26 protein-coding genes are annotated in these 26,974 nt (G+C 69.6%); 6 read left to right on the top strand and 20 right to left on the bottom strand.

What is annotated here, in order from left to right; all coding sequences use genetic code 11:
• Nucleotides 1-64: 64 nt before the first annotated feature.
• Nucleotides 65-2,206, bottom strand: coding sequence for an acyl-CoA dehydrogenase family protein (locus ACFVDI_RS07850; protein WP_378902527.1), 2,142 nt, complete (start codon nt 2,204-2,206; stop codon nt 65-67).
• Between the two features lie 164 nt (nt 2,207-2,370).
• Between ACFVDI_RS07850 and ACFVDI_RS07845 the strand changes: the two genes are divergently transcribed.
• Nucleotides 2,371-3,006 carry a TetR family transcriptional regulator gene (locus ACFVDI_RS07845; RefSeq protein ID WP_378902525.1) on the top strand — a complete coding sequence of 212 codons (636 nt, stop codon included), beginning with the start codon at nt 2,371-2,373 and terminating at the stop codon, nt 3,004-3,006.
• A 78-nt stretch (nt 3,007-3,084) separates the two neighbouring features.
• On the opposite strand, the gene ACFVDI_RS07840 is transcribed toward ACFVDI_RS07845, so the two are convergent.
• From ACFVDI_RS07840 to ACFVDI_RS07765, 16 genes are all read right to left on the bottom strand, one after another.
• A complete protein-coding gene (locus tag ACFVDI_RS07840; RefSeq protein ID WP_378902522.1) occupies nt 3,085-3,966 on the bottom strand; it encodes a hypothetical protein in 882 nt (293 codons plus the stop codon).
• The gene (locus tag ACFVDI_RS07835; RefSeq protein WP_378902519.1) at nt 3,966-5,138 is read right to left on the bottom strand and encodes a hypothetical protein; all 1,173 of its coding nucleotides are present in this window, start codon (nt 5,136-5,138) and stop codon (nt 3,966-3,968) included. Before ACFVDI_RS07835 ends, ACFVDI_RS07840 begins: the two co-directional genes overlap by 1 nt.
• Nucleotides 5,139-5,279: 141 nt before the next feature.
• Nucleotides 5,280-6,038, bottom strand: a complete 759-nt coding sequence (locus ACFVDI_RS07830) for a glucose 1-dehydrogenase (RefSeq protein WP_378902516.1) — start codon at nt 6,036-6,038, stop codon at nt 5,280-5,282.
• Entirely contained in the window at nt 6,038-6,925 is an 888-nt protein-coding gene (locus tag ACFVDI_RS07825) for an SDR family oxidoreductase (protein WP_378902513.1), read from the bottom strand. Before ACFVDI_RS07825 ends, ACFVDI_RS07830 begins: the two co-directional genes overlap by 1 nt.
• 6 nt (nt 6,926-6,931) lie before the next feature.
• Complete coding sequence (locus tag ACFVDI_RS07820) at nt 6,932-7,126, bottom strand: ferredoxin (RefSeq protein ID WP_165112007.1); 195 nt, start codon at nt 7,124-7,126, stop codon at nt 6,932-6,934.
• A gap of 31 nt (nt 7,127-7,157) precedes the next feature.
• Nucleotides 7,158-7,634 (bottom strand): TIGR03618 family F420-dependent PPOX class oxidoreductase, encoded by a 477-nt coding sequence (locus ACFVDI_RS07815; RefSeq protein WP_328530520.1) that lies wholly within the window; start codon nt 7,632-7,634, stop codon nt 7,158-7,160.
• A 114-nt stretch (nt 7,635-7,748) separates the two neighbouring features.
• A complete protein-coding gene (locus tag ACFVDI_RS07810; protein ID WP_378902509.1) occupies nt 7,749-8,585 on the bottom strand; it encodes a hypothetical protein in 837 nt (278 codons plus the stop codon).
• 160 nt (nt 8,586-8,745) lie between these two features.
• Nucleotides 8,746-9,318 carry a hypothetical protein gene (locus tag ACFVDI_RS07805; protein ID WP_378902506.1) on the bottom strand — a complete coding sequence of 191 codons (573 nt, stop codon included), beginning with the start codon at nt 9,316-9,318 and terminating at the stop codon, nt 8,746-8,748.
• A gap of 5 nt (nt 9,319-9,323) precedes the next feature.
• On the bottom strand, nt 9,324-10,601 hold the full coding sequence (locus ACFVDI_RS07800) for an MCE family protein (RefSeq protein WP_378902503.1): 1,278 nt from the start codon (nt 10,599-10,601) through the stop codon (nt 9,324-9,326).
• Nucleotides 10,601-11,959, bottom strand: coding sequence for an MCE family protein (locus ACFVDI_RS07795; protein WP_378902500.1), 1,359 nt, complete (start codon nt 11,957-11,959; stop codon nt 10,601-10,603). Before ACFVDI_RS07795 ends, ACFVDI_RS07800 begins: the two co-directional genes overlap by 1 nt.
• Nucleotides 11,956-13,206 carry an MCE family protein gene (locus ACFVDI_RS07790; protein ID WP_378902497.1) on the bottom strand — a complete coding sequence of 417 codons (1,251 nt, stop codon included), beginning with the start codon at nt 13,204-13,206 and terminating at the stop codon, nt 11,956-11,958. Before ACFVDI_RS07790 ends, ACFVDI_RS07795 begins: the two co-directional genes overlap by 4 nt.
• A complete protein-coding gene (locus ACFVDI_RS07785) occupies nt 13,203-14,192 on the bottom strand; it encodes an MCE family protein (protein ID WP_378902494.1) in 990 nt (329 codons plus the stop codon). The genes ACFVDI_RS07790 and ACFVDI_RS07785 overlap by 4 nt, the downstream gene beginning before the upstream one ends.
• On the bottom strand, nt 14,192-15,289 hold the full coding sequence (locus ACFVDI_RS07780; protein WP_378902491.1) for an MCE family protein: 1,098 nt from the start codon (nt 15,287-15,289) through the stop codon (nt 14,192-14,194). The genes ACFVDI_RS07785 and ACFVDI_RS07780 overlap by 1 nt, the downstream gene beginning before the upstream one ends.
• Nucleotides 15,286-16,428 carry an MCE family protein gene (locus ACFVDI_RS07775; protein WP_378902488.1) on the bottom strand — a complete coding sequence of 381 codons (1,143 nt, stop codon included), beginning with the start codon at nt 16,426-16,428 and terminating at the stop codon, nt 15,286-15,288. Before ACFVDI_RS07775 ends, ACFVDI_RS07780 begins: the two co-directional genes overlap by 4 nt.
• A gap of 16 nt (nt 16,429-16,444) precedes the next feature.
• The gene (locus ACFVDI_RS07770) at nt 16,445-17,287 is read right to left on the bottom strand and encodes an ABC transporter permease (RefSeq protein ID WP_045549369.1); all 843 of its coding nucleotides are present in this window, start codon (nt 17,285-17,287) and stop codon (nt 16,445-16,447) included.
• 7 nt (nt 17,288-17,294) lie between these two features.
• Nucleotides 17,295-18,026 carry an MlaE family ABC transporter permease gene (locus ACFVDI_RS07765; RefSeq protein ID WP_378902754.1) on the bottom strand — a complete coding sequence of 244 codons (732 nt, stop codon included), beginning with the start codon at nt 18,024-18,026 and terminating at the stop codon, nt 17,295-17,297.
• A 372-nt stretch (nt 18,027-18,398) separates the two neighbouring features.
• On the opposite strand from ACFVDI_RS07765, the gene ACFVDI_RS07760 reads away from it, so the two are divergent.
• On the top strand, nt 18,399-19,640 hold the full coding sequence (locus tag ACFVDI_RS07760) for a phosphatidylserine/phosphatidylglycerophosphate/cardiolipin synthase family protein (RefSeq protein ID WP_378902485.1): 1,242 nt from the start codon (nt 18,399-18,401) through the stop codon (nt 19,638-19,640).
• Between the two features lie 94 nt (nt 19,641-19,734).
• On the opposite strand, the gene ACFVDI_RS07755 is transcribed toward ACFVDI_RS07760, so the two are convergent.
• Genes ACFVDI_RS07755 through ACFVDI_RS07745 form a run of 3 tightly spaced genes read right to left on the bottom strand, consistent with a single transcriptional unit; the run spans nt 19,735 to nt 22,444 of the window.
• Nucleotides 19,735-20,640 carry a DNA-3-methyladenine glycosylase family protein gene (locus ACFVDI_RS07755; RefSeq protein ID WP_378902483.1) on the bottom strand — a complete coding sequence of 302 codons (906 nt, stop codon included), beginning with the start codon at nt 20,638-20,640 and terminating at the stop codon, nt 19,735-19,737.
• Nucleotides 20,637-22,031 carry a serine hydrolase domain-containing protein gene (locus tag ACFVDI_RS07750; protein WP_378902480.1) on the bottom strand — a complete coding sequence of 465 codons (1,395 nt, stop codon included), beginning with the start codon at nt 22,029-22,031 and terminating at the stop codon, nt 20,637-20,639. Before ACFVDI_RS07750 ends, ACFVDI_RS07755 begins: the two co-directional genes overlap by 4 nt.
• Entirely contained in the window at nt 22,028-22,444 is a 417-nt protein-coding gene (locus tag ACFVDI_RS07745; protein ID WP_378902477.1) for a MarR family winged helix-turn-helix transcriptional regulator, read from the bottom strand. The genes ACFVDI_RS07750 and ACFVDI_RS07745 overlap by 4 nt, the downstream gene beginning before the upstream one ends.
• A 52-nt stretch (nt 22,445-22,496) precedes the next feature.
• On the opposite strand from ACFVDI_RS07745, the gene ACFVDI_RS07740 reads away from it, so the two are divergent.
• From ACFVDI_RS07740 to ACFVDI_RS07725, 4 genes are read left to right on the top strand one after another with little or no spacing between them, the layout of a single operon-like run.
• Nucleotides 22,497-23,093 (top strand): TIGR03086 family metal-binding protein, encoded by a 597-nt coding sequence (locus tag ACFVDI_RS07740; protein ID WP_378902475.1) that lies wholly within the window; start codon nt 22,497-22,499, stop codon nt 23,091-23,093.
• A 52-nt stretch (nt 23,094-23,145) separates the two neighbouring features.
• Complete coding sequence (locus ACFVDI_RS07735) at nt 23,146-24,651, top strand: ATP-dependent DNA ligase (protein WP_378902473.1); 1,506 nt, start codon at nt 23,146-23,148, stop codon at nt 24,649-24,651.
• A gap of 41 nt (nt 24,652-24,692) precedes the next feature.
• The gene (locus ACFVDI_RS07730; RefSeq protein WP_378902471.1) at nt 24,693-26,171 is read left to right on the top strand and encodes a glycerophosphodiester phosphodiesterase; all 1,479 of its coding nucleotides are present in this window, start codon (nt 24,693-24,695) and stop codon (nt 26,169-26,171) included.
• Nucleotides 26,172-26,230: 59 nt separating this feature from the next.
• Entirely contained in the window at nt 26,231-26,926 is a 696-nt protein-coding gene (locus ACFVDI_RS07725) for a TetR/AcrR family transcriptional regulator (RefSeq protein ID WP_328530505.1), read from the top strand.
• Nucleotides 26,927-26,974 lie beyond the last annotated feature (48 nt).

The following is a 26,974-nucleotide window of genomic DNA, read 5'->3' as shown; positions in this document are numbered from 1 at the left end:
TCCTCGAGATCGGCGACAGCAACCTAGCGCTCCGAGCGCCGCTCGTCAGGTGAAATGCGCCCGCCTAGCGTGGCAGTCCCAGGATCTGCTCGGCGGCCACGTTGCGGAGCACCTGGGTGGTGCCTCCGGCGATGGAGAGACAGCGGGTCAGCTGGGACTGGTGCAGGTCCTCGCGGACCTGCGGGTCGTCGGTGAGCGCGAGCGGACCCAGCAGGTCGACGACGAGCTCGGAGGCGTCCTGGCGGTTGCGCACCGTGAGCAGCTTCGCGACCGAGGACTCCGCACCGGGCCCGCGGCCGGCGAGCGCCTTGAGCGTGGAACGGACCCCGAGCAGCGCGCAGACCGTGGAGAGCGCGACCGCATGGCCGACCCGGGCGAGCTCGGCCTCGCCCCGGCCGTCGGCGAGCGCGACCGCCCGCTCGACGCTGCCGCCGAGGTTGGTCGAGGCCATCGCGACCCGTTCGTTGGCCAGGGTCGTACGGGCCAGCCGCCAGCCGCCGTCGACCTCCCCGACGACGAGCTCGTCGGGGACGAACACGGCGTCGAGGAAGACCTCGTTGAAGAGGGCGTCGCCGGTCAGCTCGCGCAGCGGGCGGACGTCGATCCCCTCGCTGCTCATGTCGACGAGGAAGTAGGTGATGCCCTTGTGCTTGGGGACGTCGGGGTTCGTACGCGCCAGGCAGATGGCCCAGTCGGCCTCGGCCGCGAGCGAGGTCCACACCTTCTGCCCGGTCAGCCGCCAGCCGCCCTCGACGCGCTCGGCCCGGGTGGCCAGCGAGGCCAGGTCGGAGCCGGCCCCGGGCTCGCTGAACAGCTGGCACCAGACGATCTCGCCCCGCAGCGAGGCGTCGACGAACCGCTCGCGCTGGGCGTCGGTGCCGTGCTTGAGGATGGTCGGCACGGCCCACCCGGCGATCTTGATGTCGGGGCGGGACACGCCCGCCGCGGCGAGCTCCTCGTCGATGACGAGCTGCTCGACAGGCCCGGCACCGAGGCCGTACGGAGCCGGCCAGTGCGGCGCCAGATAGGCGGCCTCGACGAGCGCCTCCCGGCGCTCGGCCTCCGGACGGGCGGCGATCGCGGCGACCGTCTCGCGCACCCGGGGACGTACGTCCTCGTCCTGGCCGTCGAGGTCGACCCTGACCGAGCGGCGGGTCCCGGCCACGGCGTGCCCGGCCAGGGCGATCGCGTGCGCGTCGCCGCCACCGAGGAGGCTGCGCAGGGCGACCGCGCGGCGCAGGTAGAGGTGGGCGTCGTGCTCGAAGGTGAAGCCGATGCCGCCGAGGACCTGGATGCAGTCCTGCGCGGCCCGGACCGCGCCGTCGAGCGCGGTGACTCCGGCTACCTCGGCCGCGAAGGCCCACTGGCCGGCGTCTCCCTCCTGGGACAGCGCCGTCTCGGCCGAAGCGGCCGCGTCCCACGCGGTCGCGGCCACCGCCTCGGCGGTCTCCAGCATCTGGGCGCACAGGTGCTTGATCGCCTGGAAGGACCCGATCGGCGCACCGAACTGCTCGCGCACCTTGGCGTACTCCACGGCCGTCGTCAGGCACCACTGCGCGATCCCGGAGGCTTCCGCAGCCGCAAGGGTGAGGGCCGTACGCCGCACGATCTCGCCGCTCAGCCCGGGGATCTCGACCGCGTCCGCGGCATCGATGTCGACCCGCACCTCGGCGACCCGCCTGGTCAGATCCGGGCCGGCCTGGGGACGTACGTCTGCCTGTTCCGCCGCGAGGAGGAACCAGCGCTCCTCACCGTCGCCGCTCCGGGCACCGAGCAGCACATGGGCGGCTCCCCCGCCGTCGTAGACGACGGGAACGGTGCCGACGAGACGCTCGCCGAGCTCGAGGACGGGGTCGAGCGCGATCCCGCACCCACCGGCGGTGACGGCGCCCACCATGTCGCCCAGACCGGCCGCGCCGGCGTGGAAGGCGGCGACCGAGCTGCCGAGGAGCGGGCCCGGAAGCAGCTCGTGGGCGCAGGCCTCGAGCGCGACCGCCGCGTCCAGCAGGGTCCCGCCACCACCGCCCGGCTCGGGCGCCGCGATGCCGGCGACGCCGTACTCCTCGACACCCCGCCACACCTCGTCGAAACGCGCGGAGGCGGCGCCCTCGGCGGCCCGGGCGAGGGCGACGCCGCCCAGCCCCTTCGCCCAGTCGCGCAGGCTCTCGCTGAGGGCTTGGTGTTCGTCGGTGATGCCGATCGGCACAGCGACCTCCTATTGTTTCGGGAGCCAACGTCGGGAATAGAGACTGATGTAGAACGTGTTACAAGTCTAGACTCACGAAGGAACGTGTTTCATTCTCGGGCCGCGATGCGGTTAGCCTGAGAACCACAGATCGAGATCCGGTCATAGTCCTAGGGGGACAACCAGTGACGTCCGTCAGCGCGGAGCCGCGCAACACCGATGGCCACACCCCGGCCGCCCCGCCCACCGGGGGGTCCGCTGCGCAGCGAGAGCGCCGTCGGCGCATCCTCGACGCCACGATCGCGCTCGCGGCCGAGGGCGGGTTCGACGCCGTGCAGATGCGCGCCGTCGCCGAGCAGGCCGAGGTCGCGCTCGGCACCCTCTACCGCTACTTCCCCTCGAAGATCCACCTGCTGGTCTCCGCGCTGGCACGCGAGTTCACCAAGGACGTCGAGCGCTCCGCGGTCCGCGCGACGCCGGGCGAGACCGCCCACGAGCGGATCATGTACGTGCTCAACCGCCGCACCCGCGCCCTGCAGAAGCAGCCCAAGCTCACCGAGGCCCTGGTCCGCGCCTTCATGTTCGCCGACCAGTCGGTGACCGGCGAGATCCACGAGGTCGGCACCAGCCTGACCACGGTCATCGCCCGCGCCATGCACGGCACCCCCGACCACGGCGAGGTCACCGAGGAGGAGGCGGCGATCATCCGGATCATCTCCGACGTATGGCTCTCCGCCCTCATCTCCTGGGTCACCGGCCGGATGGACACCGAGGACGTCGAGAAGTCGATCGACGTCGCCGTGCGCCTGCTGCTGCGCTGAGACCTGCGCCGAAGCGTCACTCCCGTCGGCCGAGACGTCGCCCGGGCCGCCTGAGTCGGCACGACAGCAGCCGCTCGCCTACTCGCAGCGGGGCAGCCCGTGCTCACCTGCATTCATGTCTTCACGCTTGACCACGTGGTCATGGCAGGCCTCATGCCAGGTGTACGGATATGCCTGGGCGTCGGCAAGGCCGGTGATCCCGAATGGCCGGCCCCCGGGTGCCTTGATCGTCATCGACTCGCGCTTGCCGTTGTCGACATAGTCGGCCTCGAGGACCCATCGGCAGGTCGGTCCGGCGCTGCTCGCCTCGATCGAGATGACCACCGTCTCCCCCTTGGCGAGCGTGACCGTTCCGTCGTCGAAGTACGCCGTGCCGTCCTCGGCCGAGGTCAGCTCGGGCACCTTCGCGTCGATGGCGGTCGTCAGCTCGATCTTCGTGCCCTCGCCTGCGGGGAGGTCCTCCACGAGCACGCCGTCCTGGAGCCGCTGGGTGCAGTCACCGATCCGCTCTGGGCGCAGATCGGTGATCACCACCGGGTCGTTATGGCGACCGACGAGAGTCACCTCCCACGTCACCCGTTCGACGGCGTACCACTCGTGCCGCGCTTCCCACTCGGGGTCGTTGACCTTCTCCCGGGCATCGGTCTGGTCGCGGAACTTCGCCGACTCCGCATCCGGGATCAGCACCCGTCCGCTCAGCGGCTGCCGGCGTACGTCCACCACCTTGATGCCGCTGCCGGACTCGTCCCAACCGTCGGGAAGGAGGCCGGCGAACAGGTTCTGCAGGCCCGTGTTGAAGGTCGCGGTCAGCGCGATCGCCACGATGCCGATCACGGCAGCGAGATACTTCTTCAGCAGGAGGCCGACCGACCGAAACCCACCCGAGCGGTGGGGCCCGACCGCTGGCGGCTTCTTCTCCGCCTCGGCCTGGTCCGGCCGCTCAGGCGTCTGCTCCGGCATCAACCAGCACTCCCCTCGAGAACGTCGGCCGCGGAATCCGCAGCGGTCACGGACCTGCCGAAGAGACGATGCGCGAGCGCGACCGATACACCGACGATCCAGCCGAAGCAGGTCGCGAACCGGATCGCGTACGCGACATTCGACAGCGCCACGATGTGCGCAGCCGGGCCCCGGTCCGGCGCCGGTACAACCGCACCCTCGACGAGTCCCACCACCGCGACGAGCACGGCGACCAAGCCCCAGCACGCCAGCACGATGCCGACAGCCTTCGGCGCGTCCCCGCGCCGCCAGCGCGCCACGAGCAGCCGGATCCCGATCCAGACGAGGACGATGAGGGCGGCCGAGGTCAACGTACGCGGCAGCCAGACCGAGGTGTCGAAGGCACCACTGAGCGAATGCGAGTCGGAGGGCGCGGCGAACCGGGCGTGTGCGAACCAGACCGTGCGTACCCAGGTGGCGCCCGGCTCCCGGACGGCATCCGGGTCGGCGTCGGGACCGTAATCCCAGACGAACCCGCCCACGAGCACGACCAGCAGCAGCGGCAGCACGCCCCAGGTCGCCACCTGGCCGGCCCGCGCGGGCGACTCCTCCGGCGTGCGCCGCCAGTCGGCCGCGTCCGCCCCATCGCCTACGCCGACGGCTGCTCCCGCCAGCATCGCGAACAGCACCGAGAAGAACGCCGCGACTCCGCCGACCAGACCCAGGACGATCCCGAGCCAGACGGCGTCGCCCAGCTGTGGCGGAGCGATCTGCGAGAACGGGACACTGCCTGCGGCCGCCAGCTTCGCGGTCGCCTGGGTCACGAGCAGCAGGTTGGTGAACCCGGCCGCGAGGACACATGCGCCGACGACACGGCCAGCAGCGCCCCAGGGCGAACCCGACCCATTTCTGAGGCTCACATGGACCAGCACCGCAACGAGGACGACGAAGAAGACGGTGGGCCACGGCGTATCAGGTGGGGCCGCGTACTCGTTCCTCACCATCGATCCCCACAGGAACGACAGTCCGTCCAGCAGCCGGGTCACCACAGCCCCGAACCAGGCCAGCCCGCGCTCGAACCAGATCGTGTAGACATCACCGGTTCGGATCGGAACCGCCAGCGCGAAGACGTAGCACCAACCGAAGATCCCCAGCACAACGATCGTGGCGACCGCGCTGCGTCGTCGAGACATGTTCAGATGGCCTTCGGCTCGTCCCCGCTGACTGAAACCTTCAGCCGGAAGTATGCCGCAGCGACGCCCTGCACGTGGCCGACTCACCATGCCGAGGCGTCGGTGACGCCTCGGCCGAGCGAGGTGACGCCTCGGCCGCGGTCAGCCGCCGAAGGCGTGGGTGGCGGTGGCGCCGCCGTCGATGGCGATCTCGGCGCCGGTGACGAAGCTCGACTCGTCGGAGGCGAGGTAGACGTAGAGCGGGGCGATGTCCGCCGGGTGACCGACGCGCTTGAGGGCGACCTTCGAGGCGCCGAACTCCATGGCGGCGTCGTCGGCGCCGACGCCGCGGGTCATGGAGGTGTCGATCATGCCCGGGTGGACGGAGTTGACCCGGATGCCGCTGGGGCCGAGCTCGAGGGCGGCGGCCTTGGTCATGCCACGGATGGCGAACTTGGTGGAGGTGTAACCGGCCACGAAGGCCATCCCGGCCAGGCCCTCGATCGAGGAGGCGTTGATGATCGAGCCGCCACCGTTGTCCTTCATCGTCGTGATCACCGAGCGCATCCCGAGGAAGCAACCGAGTGTGTTGACCCGCCACAGCAGCTCGAACTCCTCGACCGGCTGGGTGAGGATCTCGCCGAAGCGGAGGATGCCGGCGTTGTTGGCGAGCACGTTGACCGGACCGTACGCAGCGCCGGTCTCGGCCACCAGCGACGTCCAGGACTCCTCCGAGCTCACATCGTGGTGCACGAAGAGCGCGGACTCCCCCAGCTCCTCGGCGAGCAGCTTGCCGGGCTCGTCGGCCACGTCGGCGATCACCACCTTGGCCCCCTCGGACACGAAGGCGCGCGCGATCGCGGCCCCCTGGCCCTGCGCGCCGCCGGTGACGATCGCGATCTTCCCCTCGAGACGTGCCATCACTGCTCCTCCTGGTCCTTCAGCGTGAGCTGCATGATCGAGTCGGCCGAGAACCCGGCCGCGGGGTCGCGGTCGGCGAACCAGCCGCCGACCTGCTTGTCGAGCGAGTCCAGGTCCCAGGCGGCGTTGTCGAAGCGCTCGGCCACGGTCGGCGGCGCCAGGACCGCGATCATCCCGCCGTAGACGACGAAGACCTGCCCGGTGATCGCGGCGGCGGCCGGCGAGGCGAGGTAGGTGACCAGCGGAGCCACGTGCTCGGGGCCGTAGGAGTCCCCCGAGAGCACGCCCTCGGTCATCGCGGTCGCCGCCCGCGGGCAGATCGCGTTGGCGCGTACGCCGGAACGACCCATCGAGCGGGCCGTCGACATCGTCAGGGCGGTGATCCCCGCCTTCGCGGCACCGTAGTTGGCCTGTCCGGGAGGCCCGGAGAGGAACGCCTCCGAGGAGGTGTTCACCACCGCGGCGTCGACGGGCGCGCCCGTCGACTTCGCGACCGAGCGCCAGTGGGCCGAGGCGTTGCGGGTCAGCAGGAAGTGGCCACGGAGGTGGACGCGTACGACGAGGTCGAACTCCTCGTCGGTCATGTTGAAGAGCATCTTGTCGCGGGTGATGCCCGCGTTGTTGACCACGATGTCGAGGCCACCGAGCCCGTCGACGGCGGCGGCCATCATCGCGTCGGCAGTGGCACGCTCGCTCACGTCACCGGCCGCGATCACCGCCTCGCCGCCGAACCCACGGATCTCTTCGGCGGCCCCCTCAGCGGCACCGGGCAGGTCGTTGAGCACCACCCGGGCACCGGCGCGGGCCAGGGCGACCGCCTCGGCGCGCCCGAGGCCGGCTCCGGCACCGGTGACGATCGCGATCTTGCCTGTCAGATCAACGCTCACGCGGTGTTACTCCTCGATTCTCAGGGCTGCCTTGGGGCAGCCGGCCACGGCCTGCTCGACGCGGTCGCGGTTCTCGTCGGTCACCGTCGGGTCCGCGATCTGCAGGTAGTCGTCGTCGTCGATCTCGAACACGTCGGGAGCGAACGACTCGCACATCCCGTTGGACTCGCACAGGTCGAAGTCCGCGATCACCTTTGCCATGTCCGTCTCCTTGTCCTCGTCATCATCGAAGTCAGCCTTGACCGGGCAGCGCGCCCAGCTTGCGATGGTCCCAGCTTGCGACCTTGTCGGGCTCGATGACGATGCCGACGCGCTTGTGGGCCTGCTTGGACACCAGCTCCTCGCCGAGCTCACCCAGATCCGCACCGCCGGCCATCCGGGTCATCACCCGCGACCCGATGCCCTTGATCTCGTCGTAGTCCTCCACGAGCCGCGCCTTGCCGGTGATGCTCACCCCGCGCAGCTCGAAGTAGTCGACGCCGTCCTCGACCAAACAGGTGACCCGGGGGTCGCGGCGCAGGTTGCGGACCTTCTGCGAGGACCCGTAGGTCCAGAAGACGATCCTGCCCTCGTCGAGCACGTAGAACAGCGTGGTCAGGTGCGGCGCACCGTCGGGACCGACGGTCGCGACCTGCACCTTCATCTGCGAGCCGAGGAACTCCTCGATCTCCGCCTCGGTCAGCTGTACGGACTGGCGTGAGCCGGCCATGTGCCCTCCTCGAGCAGTGAAACTAGAACACGTTCTACCATATCAGGGACAGTGACGTCCCCGAAGGGACCTCATGCTGAGACTAGGCCCCCTCGTCTCGGGCTCCGTCTCGACCTAGGAGGCGGCCTTCATCTCGGAGATCAGCCAGCCGCCGTCGTCCTTGACCAGCGTCAACACCTCCCAGGTCGGGCTGACGACGGTGTTCTTCGTCTTCGGCGCGGTCGCGCTCTGATTGACGAAGAGCAGCACCTTCGCGGACTCCTCGGTGGCGGAGATGATCGATGCGGCGCAGTCCTCGTCGACGCAGGCCTTGCCCTCCTCGGCGGCCTTCGCCCCTTCCTCGGACAGCGGTGCCACCTCGGCGTCGACCTTGATCCCGAGGTCGGCCTGCTCCTTGCGCTTGTCCTCGGCGGGCAGCGTCTTGTCGTACTCCTTCTGCATCGCCGGCGTCATCAGCTTCTTCGCGGCGGCGATGTCCTTCTCCGCGCTGGCGGCCTGGTAGGACATCACCGTCTGGGCCAGCCCGACCGAGTGCTCCATGATCGCCGCCCTGGATCCGGCCGCGGTCAGCTCGCCGCCCGGCGCCACGTCGTCCTTCGACGCCATGTCGACGGCCAGCCAGAGCACGCCACCGGCCACCAGGACGAGTACGCCGAGAACGGCCGTCAGCACACGGCTCCCGTCGCCCAGCCACCGCTCGGCGAACCCCACGCGCTCCTCGTTCTCAGCCTCACCCTCAACCTCAGCTTGAGGCTGTGCTTCGGTCTCCGCGTCCTCCGGAGCAGCCACCTCGTCACGTACGTCCTGGGGTTCCTTCTCGTCCTCGGCCGGCGGCAGCAGGTCGGACCCGCAGTAGCGGCACTTGATCGCGGCGGCCTTGATCGTCTCCGCGCAGAAGGGGCACTCTTTCTGGCCGGTGGAGACCGATCCGTTCGCTCGTACGCCTGTCATCGGACCGCCTCTGCGCTTCGCCCAGTAACTCCCTCGCTCGGCGCGAGCGGACGAGCAAGCTCGCCGCTCGACCTCGCTCCGGTCGTAGCCGTAGCGCACGCGCCATGGTACGGACGCGGCCCGATGAGGATCCCATTGTTCACTCGCTGACGCTCGCTCATCAGTTGACTCCTGCCAGGTCGGACATGCGCCATCCGTCCTTCGTCTTGGCCAGCGACACCTTGAAGCGGTACTTCGAGCACCGCGCACCGTCGTAGGGGCAGGTGTCGCTCTTCTTCAGCTCGGCGGTCTGGCTGCTGGTGACGACCGAGTCGACGGCGACCAGCACGACCGCGCTCTTCGACCCGATCGCCCGGATGCCGACCTGCTTGACCTTGCCCTTGGAGATGGTCTGGGCGGGGATCGCGGCCTGCCGGATCTGCTCGGCGATGGCGGTGTACTCCTTGCCGAAGGTGCCGGTCGAGATCTCCTTGACCGCCTGGATCCGCGGGTCCATGTCACGGTAGTCGACATCGAGGAACGCGATCACCCCGTCCTCGGCGACCGCCTTCACCTCGTCGTAGTCGGCCGCCGCGGCCTCGGCGGGCGTCGTCCAGGGCAGCACCCGGGCGCCGCCGATGAAGACGGCTGCCGCCAGCACGACCAGGACCACGACGAGCACCGCGAGCACGGTGTTGACCCGCCCCAGTCTGGCGAGGGCGAGCTTGACCTCGAGGGGGTTGTCAGAACTCATTCGGATCACTCCTCTCCCAGGATCATCGATCGCCAGGAGTCGTCGGACAGGGCCGAGACGAGGCCTCCGTCATCGGTCGGGGTGGACATCGTGACCGTCTTTCCGTCGGGAAGCTGGGTGCGCCCGGTCTTCGGGTCGTAGGTCGTCACGTACTTTCCGACGCCTTCGGGCTTCGGCACCATGTTGACGCCGCGCTGCATGATCGGGTTGTCGCCCTGGTAGCCGGGCTGGGCCCGCTCGTCTGTGCACTTGGCCGGGTAGAGCGGCTGGTCCTCCATCACGGTGCCGGGGATCCACTGGTCGGCGGGCTTGTAGCCCTCCTGGCACGGCGGTGTGGTGTAGACGTAGCCCATCGACAGGTGACCGTAGCCGTCACCGGGCGAGCCGGTAAACCCCGTCGCGACGACACGCGGGAAGGTCACCAGCGTCTGCTCGATCGCGGGGAGCCGGGCGGTGAGCACCTCGTTGACGGTGCTGAGGTTGGCCAGGAAGACCGGCAGCAGCGGCTGCAGCCCGTCGAGAAGCGACTGCACCTGGACCGCGGTCGCCTCGCCGCCCTGCAAGATCTCGCGGAGCTCCGGGTCGCGCTTGTCCAGCGTCGCGGTGACCTCCTCGAGTCCCTTGGCGAACTCGCGGATGTCGCCGCTGTGCTCCTTCTGCGTCTGGAGCACCGTCTGGCTGGTGTTGAGGAGCCGGATGGTCTCCTCCTGGTGGGCCGAGGCCTCGTCGACGAGCGTGGAGCCCGAGTCGAGCAACGTACGCAGGTTCTCGGCGTTGCCACGGAACAGCGTGCCGAGCTCGGCGACCACGGTGCTCAGGTCCTCGCCGTTGATCGAGGTGGTGAAGCTGTTGAGCTCGGTGAGCAGCTCGTCGGTGGTGCCCGGCATCGCCTCGGGCCCGGCGGTCACGACGTCGCCCTCGGAAAGGTAGGGCCCGGAGGCGGACTCGGGGATGAAGTTGATGTACTGCTCCCCCACCGCCGACAGGTTGTGCACCTCCACCTTCGCGTCCCGCGGCACCTCGGTGCCGGGGTCGAGCTCCAGCTCCGCGCGTACGCCTTCCGCGGTGACGGTCATCGACGCCACCCGGCCGATGCCGATGCCGCGGTAGTTGACCTCGCTCCCGACGTAGAGCCCGCCAGAGGCCGGCAGGTCGACCGAGACGTCCACATGGCGGCCCAGGACCCGGTCGACGACTCCGAGGTAGGCGGCCGAGACGTAGAAGATGCCGACCGCGGCGAGCACCAGGAAGACGACCAGCTTGTTGCGTACGCTCCGTGTCATCAGCTGCCGCCTCCCAGCAGTCCGAGGAGGCCCAGCAGGCCCCCGGTGGTCGGCTCGGCCGTGGGCGAGTCGGTGTCCGCCGGCGCCGAGAGGCCCTCGGCGATCTCGGGGACCAGACCTTCGAGCCCCGGCGTCCTGGTCGAGGTCGAGGCCGAGCTCTTGGGCAGCAGGTCGGAGATGTCGGGCAGCTCGGGCGTCTTCTCGCCCGGCTTGGCCGCGGTGTCCTCCTTGCCGACCACGGAGCACGTGATCTGCATGTTGGTCAGGTCGCACAGCGCCTTGGCCAGTGGCTGGATCGCCTCGCACCCTTTGGAGTAGGAAAGGCAGATCTGGAAGACCTGCGGCAGCAGACCCGGCGACTCGCCGTTGGTGAGGCTGCCGACCAGCTTGCCGAGGTCGAGGTCCATGTGGAACAGCGCGTTGGAGTAGTCGCCCATCGCGAGCCCCGAGGCGTTCTCGGGGAACGGGAAGCTGGCCGCCATCATCAGGCCGCGCGGCAGCGAGTCACCGGCGTCGGCGAGCTCGCGCAGCGTCGGCGCCAGCTCGTCGAGCGCGGTGGTCAGGTTGGCGCCGCTCTGGTTGATCACCCGGGTCGCGACCACGCCGAGCCGGTCGAGCGCCTTCATCATCTTCAGCAGGTCCGCGTGCTGCTGGCGGAGCACCTCGAGGGCGGGCCCGAAGGAGTCGATGGCGGCCTCGATCGACTTGGACTCCTTGTTGAGGGTGCGGGTCAGCCGGTCGACCTGCTCCATCGCCTTGATGATCGAGCCCTTCTGCTGGTTGAGCGAGGCGACCGTGGTCTCCAGGTTGCCCAGCAGCGCCCGCATGTCGCCGGTGCGCCCGTCCATCATGGTGTTGAGCTCGTCGCTGATCGTCTTCAGCTGCCCGACGCCCCCGCCCGCGAGCAGGAAGGAGAGCGCGCCGAGCACCTCCTCGACCTCGGGGTTGCGGTTGGTGCGGTCGAGTCCGATGGTCGCGCCGTCGCCCAGCTTGCCTGCGCTGGCGACGGTGGAGCCCTCGGGGGCCACCAGGGCGATGTACTTCTCTCCGAGCAGGCTGGTCTGGCGTACGTTGGCCAGCGCGTCGGCCGGAAGCTCGATGTTCTTGCGGATGGTCATGGTGACCTTGGCGTGCCAGCCCTCGCGCTCGACCTCGTCGACCTGGCCGACCGGCACGTCGTTGGCCATCACCTTGGTGCGCGGCACCACGTCGACGACGTCGTCGAACTTCGCGGTGACGACGTAGCCGTCACCCTCGGCGACCTCTTTGCCGGGGAGCGGCAGGTCGTAGGCCTGTACGCCGCACCCGCTCGCCGCGGCGACGATGCCGAGCATCGCCAGGAAGACGCGCACCTTCATTTCTTGCCTCCCGACATCAGGTCCTGCAGCGACCCGCTCAGCGCACCGATCCCGCTCTCGGTGACCACCTCGGGCTCCACCTCCGGCTGCTTGGCCTGGGTGCCGGTGTCGAGCGGCAGCCCGGTCTCGGTGTCGCGGTCGGTGGGCGCGCTGCCCTCGGTGAGCGCCTGGCCGGCCGGAGCGGTCGACCCGGTCGGCAGCAGCGCCTTGAACAGCGCGCAGATCTCCTTGGCGCCCGGGATCTGGTCGTTCTCGACGACCATGCAGAGGATGTTGGACAGGTCCGAGCCGATCGGGCCCACCTGCAGCCGGAAGCCCACCGAGCCGGAGGCGGGGTCGAAGGACTCGGCCAGGTTGCCGATGCCCAGCGGGGCCAGGTCGATCACGGTGCCGAGGGTCTCCTTCTCCTTGGCCAGGATGTTGAGCGTCTTGTTGAGCTCCTTGACGTCACCGACCAGGGCGTCACGGTTGTTCTCCACGAAGGACTTGGTCACCTTCACCGCCTGCGCGATCGCGGCGAGCGCCTGGTCGAGCTCGTCGCTCTCCCCCGCCAGCTGGGTGGAGACCGTCGAGAGGTCGGTGAGGAACTTCTCGGTCGTGTCGTCGTTCCTCGCCAGCGTCCTGGTCACCTCGGAGAGCTCGGAGAGGGTGCTGAACAGCTGCTCGGAGTTGCCGCCGAGCACCTGGGCCGCCTCGGACATGTCCGCGATCGCCTGGTTGCCGATCTCGCCGTTGCCCTCCAGGGCGTCGGCCCCCTCCCGCAGCACGTCGCTGAGCGCGCCGTTCTTGTTGGCACCGTTGGGCCCCAGGGCTGTGGTCAGCTCGGAGAGGCTGGCATAGATCCGGTCGAGCTCGACCGGCACCGCGGTGCGCTCGATCGGGATCTCACCGCCGTCGGCCAGGGCCGGCCCACCGGTGTAGGCCGGCGTCAGCTGCACGAACCGGTCCGCCACCAGCGTCGGCGTCACGATCGCCGCCTTCACGTCCTCGGGCAGCTTGTAGTCGCTCTCGTACTCGATCACCGCATCCACGTGGTCGCCCTTCGGCTCCAGTGACGCGACCTTGCCGACCTCGACGCCCATGATGACCACGTCGGAGCCCTCGTAGATGCTCACCGCCTGCGGGAAGCTGACGGTCACCATCTTGGTGTCGGGCGAGGCGACCTCGGAGACGAGCAGCAGCCCGCACATCAGCACGAGCGCGATCGGCAACGCGGCCCACTTGCGGCCCCAGAAGTTCTTTGTCATTCCACGATCCCTGGTCGTCGTCCGGGCACGAACTCGCCACTCACGATGCCGGTCAGATTGGCGAGGTAGGCGTCGAACCAGGGACCGGTGCCGATGATGTTGATCAGGATCGACGCGTACGGCCCGTAGTTCTGGATGGTCTTGGTCAGGTCCTCGTCGCGGGCGTTGAGGAACTTCAGCGCCTGGTTGAGCGCGTCCAGCGCGGGCCCGATCTGCTTCTGGTTCTCCTTGACCAGCGCCTGCAGCTGCTCGGCAAGCGCGGTCGCGTTGACCAGCAGCTGGTGGATGGCCTGGCGGCGCTGGATCAGCTCGGCGAAGACCTGGTCGCCGTTCTCCATCACGCTGATGATGTCCTGCTTGCGCTCGTTGACGAGCTGCACGACCTTCTCGGCGTCCTGGAGCAGCGACTCCAGCTCGTCGCCGCGGGCGGCGATCGTCTGGGAGAGCGCCGCGATGCCCTGGAAGGCGCCCTGCACCTCGGGTCCGGCCTTGTCGAGGGTGCCCGACATCGTGGTCAGCGCCTTGGCCAGCTGCTGGGTGTCGATCGCCTCGGTCGTCTCGGCCAGGTCGCCGAACGTGCCGACGATGTCGCTGCCCGCGCTGGTGCGCGCCAGCGGGATCCGTGAGCCGGCCTCGAGCGTGCGGCCGCCCTGCGGGGTGATGTCGAGGTACTTCTCCCCCAGCAGGTTGAGCACCCCGATCTTCGCCTCGCTGCGATGGCCGATCTCGGTGCCGTCGACCGAGAAGGAGACGACGACCTTGGCGCCGTCGATCTCGATGTCGCTGACCCGCCCGACCCGGATGCCGGCGATCTCCACCCGGTTGCCCACGTGCAGGCCGCTGGTGTCGGAGAACTCGGCCTGATAGGTCGTGCCGGCGAACCAGGGCAGCTTGCGCAGGTTGAACGCCGCGGTGAGCGCCAGCGCGATCGCGACGATGGTGATCACGCCGGTGCGCTTGAGCTGAGTGTCGGAGTGATGAGCCATCAGAGTTTGCACCTCTCCGCCCGGCTGTAGAAGGCCACGTTGTCGAGCTGCTTCTGGATCGCCTTGACGGCGGGCGAGTTGTCGAGCAGCTCACCGAGCGAGGGCAGCTTGATCGAGAAGTCGAGGTCGCAGAGGTAGTAGTTGTACCAGGAGCCGTAGCTGCCGATCCGCGCCTGCGACTCCAGGGTCTCCGGGAGCCGCTCGAGAGTCCGGTCGAGCAGCTTCTGGTTGCCCGGCTTGTTGAGGATGGCCACCACGCGCTCGAGCTGCTTGATGTCCTCCTTCAGGAACGGGCGTACGTCGGTGAGCAACCCGGCCAGCTCGTCGGTGAGGTCGCCGATCGAGGAGATCGAGTCGCCGATCGCCTCCTTGTCGCGCGCCAGGTCCTTCATCCAGCCGCTGAGTTGCTGGATCAGCTCGGCGAGCTCGGTGTGGTGCTCGTTGACGGTGTTGAGCGTCTTGGACAGGTTGGTGATCACGTCGCCGATCAGCTGGTCGCGCTCGGCCAGGGCGCTGGTCAGCTCGGCCGTCTCCGAGAGGAGGCTCGCGACCGTGCCGCCCTCCCCCTGCAGCACCCGGATCAGGTTGAGCGAGAGCTTGTTGACGTCCTTGGGCTGCAGCGCCTGGAAGAGCGGCTGGAAGCCGTTGAAGAGCTCGGTCAGGTCGAGCGCGGGCGTGGTGTTGGCCATCGCGATCGCCTGCCCCTCACGCAACGGCGTCGCATCGGCCTCCGGCTCCTGTCCGGCGTCCTGGGTGAGCGCGAGGTAGCGGTCACCGACCAGGTTCAGGTAGCGGACCTGGGCACCGCTGGCGGTCGTGAGCGGCACCGTCTTGTCGACCCGGAAGGTGACCATCGCGTGGTCACCGCCCTCGATCTCGACGGAGAGCACCTCGCCGACGGTGATGCCGGCGACGCGTACGTCGTCTCCCTCGCTCAGGCCCGAGGCGGTGGTGAACTCGGCACGGTAGGGCACCCGGTCTCCGAAGCCGACGTTGCCCATGATCGAGGCCAGGGTGCCGGTGACGAGGACCGAGATGATGGTGAAGACGACCAGCTTGGTCCCGGCGACGGCGGTCTTCAGATCGCGCTTGTTCACTGCAGACCTCCGTTCCCGGGGGCCCACGGGACGTCCTCGGTGCCGTTCTCCAGCTCCATCGGCCCGGCCGGCACCTTCGGGGTCGGCAGCCCGTCGCACCACGGTCCGTGACCGATCTCGCCCCACTCGGGGCGGTCGTCACGGCCGTACGCCGGCTTCTGGGTGCCGTCGAGGACCATCGTCTGGCGCACCCGGTTCTGCTGGAAGACGGTTGCCAGCAGCTCGGTGTAGTCGTCGAGGCCCCGCAGCAGGCAGGTGTACTCCGGGGAGTAGTCGGCGAGCAGCTTGAGCAGCGGCACGGCCAGCTCGGTCTCGTACCTGATCGCCTTCTCGTTCTCGGCGAGCAGGTCCTTCGAGGTGTCGGCGACACCGGTGACCGAGGTGAGCAGGCCGCCGAGACGACGGCGCTGCTCCGAGACGGTCTTGGCGGTGGTCGTGGTGTTCTCGAGGACCTTGACCAGGTCGGGGGCGGCCATGGAGTAGGTCTCGGCGACGTCGGCCATGTCCTCGAGGTCGCGTTCGAGTGTGGGGAGGTGGACGTTCATCTCTTCGAGGTAGTCGTTGAGCTGGACCAGGGTCTCGCCGAGCTTCTCCCCGTTGCCGGAGAGCGCCGTGGCGAGGGCGTGCAGGGTGCTGTTGAGGTCCTGGGGGCGGATCGACTTCAGCAGCGGGAAGAGCCGGGCCAGGATCACGTCGAGCTCGACGCTGGTGCGGACCCGGTCGGCAGGGATCACGGTGCCGTCGCTGAGCGCGCCGGTCCGCTTTCCGGCGGGGTCGATGAACTCGACGTACTTCTGCCCGAACAACGTCGTCGGCTTGATCGCGACGCTGACGTTGGCCGGGATCTGCTCGGCCTGCTCCGGCTCGAGGCCGAGCTCGATGACAGCCTTCTTCCCATCCTGACGGATCTCGCGGACCTGGCCGACGATGACGCCGTGCATGCGTACGTCGCCGTAGCGCGGCAGCTGCAGGCCGGCCCGGTCGGCCTCGACGCTGACCGTGGTGAACTGCACGAACGCCTTCTGGTAGATCGCCGCGCAGAGCGTGATGAGCAGAGCCAGGGTCACCGTGAAGGCGATCCCGGAGACGAAGAGCTTGGTGTGCTCGGCGCGGGTGTCGCGCTGGATTCCCATCAACATCTGGCCGCCACCGCCCTCATCCCGTGATCCGGACGGTGGTCGTGGAGCCCCAGATCGCGAAGCTCAGGAAGAAGTCGGCGACGACGACGGTCACGATGGACGTACGGATCGCCTTGCCGACCGCGATCCCGACACCGGCCGGGCCGCCGGAGGCGGTGTAGCCGTAGTAGCAGTGGATCAGGATGATCGCGACCGCGAGGATGATCAGCTTGAGGAAGCTGTAGAGGATGTCGATCGGCGGCAGGAATGCCAGGAAGTAGTGGTCGTAGGTCCCGCCCGACTGCCCGTACATCAGCGTCGTGATCAGCCGCGGGCTGAGGTAGGAGGCGCACAGGGCGACGATGTAGAGCGGGATCACCGCCAAGAACCCGGCGATCATCCGGGTGGTGACCAGGTAGGGCAGGCTCGGCACGCCCATCGCCTCGAGCGCGTCGATCTCCTCGCTGATGCGCATCGCGCCGAGGCGTGCGGTGTAGCCGCAGCCGACGGTCGCGGCGAGCGCGATCGAGGAGATCAGCGGGGCGACCTCGCGGGTGTTGAAGAAGGCCGAGATGAACGCGGAGAACTTCGCGACCCCGATCTGGCTCAGGCTCGCGTAGCCCTGGATGCCGACCTCGGAGCCGGCGAAGAACGCCATGAACGCGATCACACCGACGGTGCCGGCGATCATCGTCAGGCCACCGGCGCCGAAGGCGACCTCGGCCAGGATGTTGAGCACCTCCCGCTTGTAGCGGCGGATGGTGCGGGGTGCCCAGGCCAAGGCCTTGGCGTAGAAGAGCAGCTGGTCGCCATAGCCCTCGACGGCCTGGCGCTGCTCCTTGACGATCTGGTTGCCCACCTGGGCCAGCGTGTTGGACACCGGAGGATCACAACCCGTCCTGAGGAACGATCTGGAAGTAGATCGCGGTCATGATGGAGTTGAGGACGAACAGCATCATGAAAGCGATGATCACGGCCTCGTTGACCGCTCGGCCGACGCCGCTGGGGCCACCCTGGGCGTTGAGGCCGTTGTAGGCGCCGATGATCGCGGCCAGGAACCCGAACAGGGCCGACTTGACCATCGAGATGTAGAGGTCTGGCAGGCTCGCCAGCGCGGTGAAGCTCGACAGGAACGCTCCGGCCGAGCCGCCCTGGACGATCACCGTGAAGAAGTAACCACCACCGATGCCCGTCGCGATGACGATCCCGTTGATCATCACCGAGACGAACAGGCAGGCGAGGACGCGAGGGACCACCAGCCGGACGACCGGGTCGATGCCCAGCACCTCCATCGCGTCGATCTCCTCACGGATCTTGCGCGACCCCATGTCGGAGCAGATCGCCGACCCGGCGGCCCCGGCGATGATCAGCGCGGCCGCCATCGGCGCCGCCTCCCTGACCACCGCGAGCACCGCGGTCGCGCCGGCGAACGACTGTGCCCCGAGCTGACCGGCGAGGTTGCCGACCTGCAGAGAGATGACGGCTCCGAACGGGATCGAGACCAGCACCGCGGGCATCATCGTGACACTCGTGATGAACCAGGCCTGCTCGAGGAACTCCCGCATCTGGAACTTGGTCGTGAACGTCCCCTTGACGACCTCTCCGGTCATCAAGCCCATCCCGCCGACACCTCGGACCAGCGAGGCGAACTGCACTGCCATCCTGCACCTTCCGCGAGGTCTTGTGACTCGGCTCACGTTTCGCCCTGTAGTAGAACACGTTTCAGTTCTGAGGGCAACGACCCGGCCCCGACGTGTCCACGAACAGGTTGGGAGGTATTCGAGTTCAACGACTTACCCGCCAGTAGGTGACGGGGATCACAGATCCTCCACCCGGTCTCACGCCGCCGTGAAGGTCGTTCTCGCATGCTGGTCGGAGGGTGGCCGCGACCGCTGAAACCATCGGCATGGGGTAGATGACCGCACCGGTGTGTCTGGCAGGGACGAGCCGGTTAGATTGGAACCGTGATGAGACTGTCGCCGGGGGGCGTCATGAGGTTCCTACGCCGCCTGCTCCTCGCCGTCTTCGGCGTGCCGGTCGCGCTTGCCATCGTGCTGAGCCTCGTCGACGCCTACCGCAGCCGCGGAAAGCGCGCCCAGCCGTTCCCGGTCACGCCGCCGCGGACGAACGGGGTCGGCGACGGCACGGTGACCACCTACACCTTCGGCAACGACCTCTATGAGGACATGATCGCCGCCATCGAGGGCGCGAAGAAGCAGATCTTCCTCGAGACGTACATCTGGAAGGGTGACGAGGTCGGCCAGCGGTTCAAGCAGGCCCTGGCCGCGGCGACCGAGCGCGGCGTCGAGGTCTACTGCATCTTCGACGAGCTCGCCAACCTCGTGGTCCCGGCCCGTTTCAAGCGCTTCCCCGAAGGTATGCACGTGCTGCGCTACCCGACCTACGCGGCCGGCTGGCGCTTCTTCGACCTCTCCCGCTACGGCCGCGACCACCGCAAGATCCTGGTCGTCGACGACACCGTCGGGTTCGTCGGTGGCTACAACCTCGGGACCGCGTACGCCACCGAGTGGCGCGACACCCACGTGCGGATCACCGGGCCCGGTGTGTGGGATCTGCGCAGGGCGTTCGCCGACTTCTGGAACCTCAACCGGCGCCGGCCGCACCCGCTGACCCATCGGGCCGGCACCGAGGGTCCGCTGCTGATCGAGACCGCGCCCTCCTGGGATCCCGACCTGCGGTTCCACCGCAACGTGCCGCGGCTGTGGATGTTCCCGATCCGCTCGATGTACCTGGAGGCGATCAACCGAGCCTCCCGCAACATCTATCTGACCACCGCCTACTTCGTCCCCGACGAGGACTTCGTGAACGCCCTCAAGGCCGCCGCGCAGCGCGGGGTCGACGTCCGCATCCTGCTGCCGCTGAAGTCCAACCACGTCGTGGTCGACTGGATCTCGCGCGGCTACTTCTCCCAGCTGCTCGACGCGGGGGTGCGGATCCTGCGGTTCAAGGACGCGATGATCCACGCCAAGACGGCCACCGTCGACGGCTTCTGGTCGACCGTCGGCACCGCCAACATCGACCGCCTCTCGCTGACCGGCAACTACGAGATCAACCTGGAGATCTTCGACCGCGACGTCGCCAAGCAGATGGAGGAGATCTTCTCCCGAGACGAGTCCAACGCGCTCGAGCTGACCGCTGCCGAGTGGGCCGCCCGCGACATCCACCGCAAGTTCACCGAGCTCGTGCTAACCCCCTTGCGACCGCTGCTCTGAAGGCCTGCCGAGTCGGCGCATCTGCCCCCGTGTCTGGCGAGCGAAGCGAGCCAGAGGGGGCTGATGCGCCGACTCAGCAGTAAAGCCAGATGGATCAAGAAGGCAAGTGCGTCCGAGGCGACATCTTCGGCCCCCGCCGAGGCCGCTTCCCGGCGCCCCGATAGATCAGCGCGACGACGCGAGCCCGATGCGGCCGGAAGCTCTCCAGATAAACGCGAAGCCGATCGTCGTCCCACGGCTTGTTGGTCAGCGCCCACCCGACGTCCTTGGCCAGGTGGTAGTCGCCGAAGCTGACCGCGTCCGGATCCCCGAGCGCCCGCTGGCGCACCTCGGCGACGGTCCACTCGCCGACGCCCGGGATCGTGGTCAGCCGGCGCTCGACCTCCTCGCCGGGAAGCGCCGCGGTGCGCTCGACGGCGGCGGCCACCCGAGCCACCTGCAGGACGGCCTTGGACCGGGCGGGGTCGACCGGCAGCCGCAGCCAGTCCCAACTGGGAATCGTGCGCAGCGTCTCCGGCGAGGGCTGCACCCGGAGGCCGTGGTCGGCGCCCGGCCCTGGAGCGACCTCGCCGAAACGCCGGACCAGGTTGCCGAAGCCCCGGAACGCCTCGCTGCTGGTCACCTTCTGCTCGATGATCGAAGGCACCAGCGCCTCCAGCATCAGTCCGGTGCGCCCGAACCGGGGCACCTCGAAGCGCTCCAGCAGCGTGGTGAGCAGCGGGTCGTCGGTGCGGAACTCCTCCGGGCGGTCGTCGGCCCCGAGCAGCGCCGGCACCTGCTCCAGCGCCCACTCGGCGCCCTCGCCCCACGCCTCGGACTCCACCTCGCTGTCGCGCTGGCGCAGCCTCAGCGTGGCGGGTCCGTGCGGCGTACGGACAGCGCGCCAGTGGTCCTCGCCGAGGATCTTGTACGTCGGGTCCCCGAGCCCGCGCCGGAGCGGCCGCAACATCGAGGCGAGGCCCACCGGGTAGCCCGGACGGACCGTCCGCTGCGCGCTCATGCGTCGAGGTCAACCCGAGGGAAGACCCGGCTCGTGGTCAGATGCGTGGCGCGCCCGCCCCGGTCGCGGCCGGTGAAGCCGAAGACGTGGTGCACGCCGTGCACGGGGTCGGCGGTGACCACCTGGTCGGTGGCGTACGGCAGGACCTCATAGCTCCGCGGCTCGTCCCCGACGGCGGCTGCCTCGGGACCGGGGATCTCCTCGGCCCGCAGCCGCCCGTCGGGTGCCCGGCGCAGCGTCCAGTCGACGATCCGGGCGCGGTAGGTGCCGAGCAGGCGGTCGGCGTCGAAGCCGGGCGGAGGCCGGCGGGGTGGCACCGGGTCGGGCGCGATGCGTACGCCGGCGAGGTCGTGGAGGAGGTGGCCGACGACGTCGTGGTAGAGCCCATAGGTGTCGCCGCCGTTGGTGAGCAGTGCGACCGCCAGGCGGTGCTCGGGCACCATCCGGAAGAACGCCGACTGCCCGATCGTCTGACCGTCGTGGCCGACGATCCCCTGTCTGGTGTCGTCGAGCGACCAGCCCAGCCCGCGCGCCTCCGACCGGGTGGAGGCGGGGTGGCCGACCTGCCGGGTCAGCACATCGGCGCAGGAGGCCGCAGAGACGACGCGGGTCCCGTCGCCGGCGATGCCGCCGGCCAGGTGCATGGCGGCGAAGGCGAGCAGGTCGCGTACGCGCATCGAGAGCATCGCGCCGACGGGACCGCTGGCCCGTGCCATCCCCCAGGACGGGCCAGGGCGGAGCACATGCTCAGGGCCCGGGTCGATGTGACCCATGGCGGTGCGGAACCGGATCGCGTCATAGGGCGTCGTGGCGATGTGGGTGAGACCCAGCGGGGCCGCCAGGTGCTCGTGGAGCGCCCGGTCCCAGGTGGTGCCGCGCAGCACCTCGACCAGGCGCCCGAGCACCGCGAAGCCCGCGTTGGAGTAGGAGAACCGCTCCCCCGGCGTGAAGACCTGCGGCAGGTCGCCCATCGAGGCGACGAACCGCTCGACCGCGTCGTCGCCGGGTCCGTGGTCGGTGAAGACGTCGCCCTCGAAGCCGGCCGTGTGGGCGAGCAGCTGACGCACCGTGATCGTTCGGGTCGCGTCCTCGTCAGCGACCCGGAAGGTTGGCAGGTGGCGGATGATCTCGTCGTCGAGGCCGATCCGGCCCTCGTCGAGGAGCTGCATCACCAGGTCGGTGGTCCACAGCTTGGTGATCGAGCCGATCTGGAAGAGCGAGTCGGTGGTGGCCTCGACCCCGGTGTCGAGGTTGAGGATGCCGACGGCGTGGTCGAGGACCTGACCGTCCTGGAGAACGCCGACGGCGGCAGCGGGCACCCGGTGCCTCTTCATCAGGTCCGGCAGCTCGTCCCGGAGCCACGCCCGGGTGGCGGCGAGCGTCCCGCTCAACGGCCGGCCTCGGCCAGAGCCGCCAACGCCCGCTCGAACCCGGCTCGGTCGCCGGGGTCCAGATCGGCCAGCAGCTCAGTCTCCATGGCTCCGATGGCCTCGCGACAGCGGGCGAGAACCCGCGAGCCGGCGGGCGTCAGGGACACGATCCGGTTGCGTCGGTCGGCGGGGTCGGGCCGGCGCTCGACCATGCCTTCGGCCTCGAGGCGGTCCAGGTTGCCGATCAACCGGGTCTTGTCGCGCCCCGTGGTCGCGGCGAGCTGTGCCTGCGTGGGCGCGTCCGACTCCGCCAGCGCGGTCAGCACCGCGTAGTCCCACATCTCCAGTCCCGCGGCATCGAGGATCGGCTTCTCGCGCGCCATCACCTCGCGCATCAGACGGGACAGCAGGTAGCCGAGCTCGGGTCGATCCACCGCAGAATGGTAACCGTTCGACATATCATCTACCTCTGCTTACGATATACGAATGCTTACTTTTTCTGACATGCTCGTGGAGTACGACCGCGCCCTCGACGACACCACCGCGCTCGCCTCCGAGGTGGGCGACCTGGCCGTCCCCACCCCGTGCGCCGACTGGGACCTGGCCGACCTGTTCGGCCACATGGTCGGGCAGAACCTCGGCTTCGCCACCGCGCTCGCCGACGGCGACGCGCCGGTCGCGGCCTACGAGTCCGTGCCGGTGTCCGTCGACGACGTCGCCCGGCGATGGCGGGACTCGGCGGGTCGGGTTCGTGACGCGTTCGGCGCCGCGGATCCGGAGGCCACCATCCACCTCGCCGAGTTCGGTTTCCGGCCGACCGTCACGGTGGCACTGAGCATGCAGCTGCTCGACGCCGCCGTCCACGCCTGGGACGTCGCGACGGCTCTCGGGCGCAGCTACCGGCCCTCGGAGAGCACCATCGCCCTCGTCCTCGACCTGGCCCGGCAGATCGCCGCCCGCCCCGGCGGCACGCCGGTGTTCGCCGCGCCGCTCGCCGCACCTCTCGCCGCGCACGGCGAGGACCCGTGGCACGACGCCCTGAGCCTCCTCGGCCGCGACCCGGAACGGCTGCCTGCCGCGTAGGCGAGTCGCGAGGTCACCCCGGTTTGTCGGTGCCGTGAGGTTCACTGGAGGCATGCTGCTCGCCGACATCGTCTCCACCTCGAACGCCGTCGCCGCGACCCGGTCACGGAAGGCGAAGGTCGCCGCGCTGGCGGATTGCCTCGCCGCCACGTCGCGCCACGAGCTTCCGGTCGTGACAGCCTATCTGTCCGGGACGCTGCTGCAGCGGCGTACGGGACTGGGCTGGCGTTCGCTCAGCGCGCTCCCGTCGCCAGCCGCCGAGCCGTCGCTGACGGTCGGCGAGGTGCACGAGGCGTTCGAGCGGATGTCGCGGGTGGCCGGGGCCGGCTCGCAGGTCGAGCGAGCGCGCGAGGCCGAGGCGCTCTTCGGCGCGGCGACGGAGGCGGAGCAGGCATGGCTGCGGGGCGTGGTGACCGGAGAGGTCCGCCAAGGCGCCCTCGACTCGCTTGTCCAGGAGGCACTGGCAGCAGCGGCGCAGGTGCCGTTGCCGGCCGTACGCCGCGCCGCGATGCTCGCCGGGTCGACCGTGGTGGTCGCCGGGCTCGCCTTCGACGGCGAGGAGGCACTCGCCGAGGTCGGGCTGGTCGTGGGCAGGCCCGTCCTGCCGATGCTGGCCTCCTCCGCGGGCTCGGTCGAGGAGGCGATGGCCAAGCTCGGCGAGGCGGTCATGGTCGACACCAAGCTCGACGGCATCAGGATCCAGGCCCACAAGTCCGGCTCGGAGGTACGCATCGCGACCCGCACCCTGGAGGACATCACCTCGCGGCTGCCCGAGGTGGCGGAGATCGTCGCCTCGTTCCCGGCCGACACGCTCGTGCTCGACGGCGAGGCGATGACCCTCGGCCCCGACGGCCGACCGCGACCGTTCCAGGAGACCGCCTCGCGCACGGCGACCCGTTCGGCGCCCGGGTCGGTCGTGGTGCCGTACTTCTTCGACATCCTCCACGTCGACGGCCGCGACCTGATCGACCTCGCTCTCGACCAGCGCCTCACCGAGCTCGACCGGGTCGTTCCGGAGCAGCATCGGCCGCCGCGGCTGGTCACGGTGGACACCGAGGAGGCGGAGCTGTTCGCCACCGACGTGCTCGCCGCCGGCCACGAGGGCGTCGTCGTCAAAGGCGTCGGCCTGCCCTGGGAGGCGGGACGCCGCGGCTCGGGCTGGATCAAGGTCAAACCCGTCCACACCCTCGACCTCGTCGTCATCGGCATCGAGTGGGGCTCGGGACGTCGCAAGGGCTGGCTCTCCAACATCCACCTCGGCGCCCGGGGCGCCGACGGCGAGTTCGTGATGATCGGCAAGACGTTCAAGGGCATGACCGACCAGATGCTCGCCTGGCAGACCGAGCGGTTCACCGAGCTCGCCCTCGATGGCACCGACGACTGGCAGGTGAAGGTGCGACCCGAGCAGGTGGTCGAGATCGCCTTCGACGGGGTGCAGCGCTCCACCCGCTATCCCGGCGGCGTCGCGCTGCGGTTCGCCCGGGTGGTCCGCTACCGCGACGACAAGACCCCCGCCGAGGCGGACACGATCGAAACCGTCAGGACGTATCTACAGTGACCTGATCTGGATACCGGGTGGAGGTGCGCCCGCTCGAACCGTTGACCTCAATCCGCGTGCACCTGTGCGCCCGCCTCGTCGCCCTGCTCGCGACGCTGGCGATGGTCCCCGGGCCTTTCGCCTTCACCGCGGTCCCCGCCGTCACCAGCGGCGCCTCGGCCGAGGTCACGGCTGCAGCCCCCTCCCCCAGCGTCGCCGGGCCGATCCTGCGGGAGTCCTACACGCTGAGCGGATCGATCGGGCCCAGCGTGAGCCGGGTGGTGCGGCTGGAGCGCTACCACGACGGCGGCTGGCAACCGGTTCAGAGCCGGACCGCCGCGACCTCCGGGCGCTACACCTTCACCGTGACCCAGTCCTCCTGGCGAATGCCTTGGCGGGTCCTGGCCCCCGGCGTCGAGCGCCACGGTCGGACCTGGCCGCAGCGGGTCACGGAGCCACGTACGCTCATCGGGCAGCCGCAGACCGTCACGACCCGCATGGCGAGGTCGGTGCGCGCCGGCAGCGCGGTGCGGATCTCGCTCGCCGCCGCCCCCGCCCGGCCTGGCCGGGTGCTCACTCTCCAGCGCCACGACGACCGAGGGTGGACGAAGGTCGCCGACCTCACCAGCGACGCGACCGGCCATGCCGCGTACGTCTTCAGGACCCGGGACGTGGCGAAGACCCGGTTCCGGACGATCGCCCAGGAGCACCACGGCGCACCGAGGTTCGTGGGATCTCCCGCGGCCGTCTACGCCATCGGGAGCAGGCCGGTCGGAGTGATGGCGTGGCGCGGCGACTCGTCCGACTACCCGGAGAACACCCTCGACGCGTTCCGCAGTGCGGTACGCGAGCGGGCCGACTTCATCGAGATGGACTTCCAGCCCACGGCCGACGGCGAGTGGGTCCTGCTGCACGACGACGACTTCAGGCGGACGACCGACGTCGAGACCCGCTTCCCCGAGCGCCGGACCGCGAGCCCTCGTGAGTTCACGCTCGCCGAGGTGCAGTCGCTGGACGCGGGCTCGTGGATGGCACCGCAGTTCCGGGGCGTTCGGGTGCCGACGATCGAGGAGACCTTCGACGCCATCGACGCGGCCGAGCGGGTCCACGGGCACCGGGTGCGGCTCGTCGTCGAGCTCAAGGGCCAGAGTGCCGCCGAGATGCGTGCGCTCTACCGCAAGGTCGTCTCGCTACGACCCGGCTGGGTATCCCGGAAGGGCCACGGCGACAAGGCGATCTTCATGAGCTTCGAGGCGAGCCACTTCGACTTCCCCGGCGCTGAGCGCACGGGCATGGAGAAGGTGGCGGTCAAGGACGAGCCCGACCCCACGGACATCCACGACGGAGACTTCGCGCAGGTGCACATCCACACCCGGCTGCTCGACGCCGCGCTCGCCGACCGCTACCGCCGCCAGGGCGCCGCGGTCGGCACCTGGCCGGCGGTCGGCACGGCGTCCGTGCTCCGCGCGGCGGTCGCCGGGGTCGACTACGTCACCACGGGCGACGTCGCGAGCGCTCGGGAGGCGCTTCTCCAGCGGTGAGGTGTGAGGCGGCGCACTCAGAGTGCAACTCGGAGTTGCACACCGCGTACAGTGTGCTTGTGAGCACCCGACCAACGACCGCCGGATCCGCATCGGACGGCCGCCGCTCGGCCGCTGCGGCCCGCCGACGCGCACGTGAGGCAGACATCGTCGCGGCCACCCGCAAGCTCTTCGACGAGCGCGGGGTGAGCGACGCCCAGATCGAGGACATCGCCAAGGCCGTCGGCATCAACCGCGCGATCGTCTACCGGCACTTCACCGGCAAGGACGAGATCTTCGCCCTGACCCTGGTCGGCTATCTCGACGAGCTGCGCGAGCGGATGCTCATCGCGACCGAGGGCGACAGCTCACCCATCGACGTGGTCCGCGACGTCGTCGGCACCTTCGTCGACTACGGCATCGAGCACCCTGCCTTCGTCGACTGCGCCCAGACACTGATGCGCCGCAGCGGCTCCGACCTGCTCGACGAGCTCTCCGAGAGCGCACTGTTCCGCCTCGGCCGCGCGATGAACGGCTGCCTCACCATCCTGACCACGGTCTTCGAGGACGGCGCCGCCACCGGCGAGCTCCACGTCAAGGACGCCAACCTCCTGGCCAACACGCTCTACGCCTCCGGCCTGGGCGCCCTCCAGCTCGCCCGCGTCGGCATCCTGGTCTCCGAGTCAGCCCCCGGCGTACCCACCGTCGGCTCCGTCTCCCCCGACCAGGTCCGCGACTTCCTGGTCACCTCTGCTCTCGCCCTCACCGCCAAATAGCCCCCGCCGAGTCCTCAGTTCCGGCGCGCCGAGAAGGCAGTTGTGGGC

It is taken from the genome of Nocardioides sp. NPDC057767, assembly GCF_042798275.1.
Taxonomy (GTDB): domain Bacteria; phylum Actinomycetota; class Actinomycetes; order Propionibacteriales; family Nocardioidaceae; genus Nocardioides.
The sequence above is the reverse complement of the archived record's forward strand: the minus strand, read 5'-3'. Positions and strand labels throughout refer to the sequence as shown.

What these genes read in the sequence shown, in the direction of transcription:
- ACFVDI_RS07830 (WP_378902516.1), bottom strand. Translation starts at nt 6,038, where the DNA reads ATGGCACGTCTCGAGGGGAAGATCGCGATCGTCACCGGCGGCGCGCAG.
- ACFVDI_RS07760 (WP_378902485.1), top strand. Translation starts at nt 18,399, where the DNA reads ATGAGGTTCCTACGCCGCCTGCTCCTCGCCGTCTTCGGCGTGCCGGTC.
- ACFVDI_RS07805 (WP_378902506.1), bottom strand. Translation starts at nt 9,318, where the DNA reads ATGAGTTCTGACAACCCCCTCGAGGTCAAGCTCGCCCTCGCCAGACTG.
- ACFVDI_RS07755 (WP_378902483.1), bottom strand. Translation starts at nt 20,640, where the DNA reads ATGAGCGCGCAGCGGACGGTCCGTCCGGGCTACCCGGTGGGCCTCGCC.
- ACFVDI_RS07820 (WP_165112007.1), bottom strand. Translation starts at nt 7,126, where the DNA reads ATGGCAAAGGTGATCGCGGACTTCGACCTGTGCGAGTCCAACGGGATG.
- ACFVDI_RS07840 (WP_378902522.1), bottom strand. Translation starts at nt 3,966, where the DNA reads ATGCCGGAGCAGACGCCTGAGCGGCCGGACCAGGCCGAGGCGGAGAAG.
- ACFVDI_RS07835 (WP_378902519.1), bottom strand. Translation starts at nt 5,138, where the DNA reads ATGTCTCGACGACGCAGCGCGGTCGCCACGATCGTTGTGCTGGGGATC.
- ACFVDI_RS07795 (WP_378902500.1), bottom strand. Translation starts at nt 11,959, where the DNA reads ATGAAGGTGCGCGTCTTCCTGGCGATGCTCGGCATCGTCGCCGCGGCG.
- ACFVDI_RS07810 (WP_378902509.1), bottom strand. Translation starts at nt 8,585, where the DNA reads ATGACAGGCGTACGAGCGAACGGATCGGTCTCCACCGGCCAGAAAGAG.
- ACFVDI_RS07800 (WP_378902503.1), bottom strand. Translation starts at nt 10,601, where the DNA reads ATGACACGGAGCGTACGCAACAAGCTGGTCGTCTTCCTGGTGCTCGCC.
- ACFVDI_RS07790 (WP_378902497.1), bottom strand. Translation starts at nt 13,206, where the DNA reads ATGACAAAGAACTTCTGGGGCCGCAAGTGGGCCGCGTTGCCGATCGCG.
- ACFVDI_RS07735 (WP_378902473.1), top strand. Translation starts at nt 23,146, where the DNA reads ATGCTGCTCGCCGACATCGTCTCCACCTCGAACGCCGTCGCCGCGACC.
- ACFVDI_RS07775 (WP_378902488.1), bottom strand. Translation starts at nt 16,428, where the DNA reads ATGTTGATGGGAATCCAGCGCGACACCCGCGCCGAGCACACCAAGCTC.
- ACFVDI_RS07740 (WP_378902475.1), top strand. Translation starts at nt 22,497, where the DNA reads ATGCTTACTTTTTCTGACATGCTCGTGGAGTACGACCGCGCCCTCGAC.
- ACFVDI_RS07785 (WP_378902494.1), bottom strand. Translation starts at nt 14,192, where the DNA reads ATGGCTCATCACTCCGACACTCAGCTCAAGCGCACCGGCGTGATCACC.
- ACFVDI_RS07765 (WP_378902754.1), bottom strand. Translation starts at nt 18,026, where the DNA reads ATGGGCTTGATGACCGGAGAGGTCGTCAAGGGGACGTTCACGACCAAG.
- ACFVDI_RS07815 (WP_328530520.1), bottom strand. Translation starts at nt 7,634, where the DNA reads ATGGCCGGCTCACGCCAGTCCGTACAGCTGACCGAGGCGGAGATCGAG.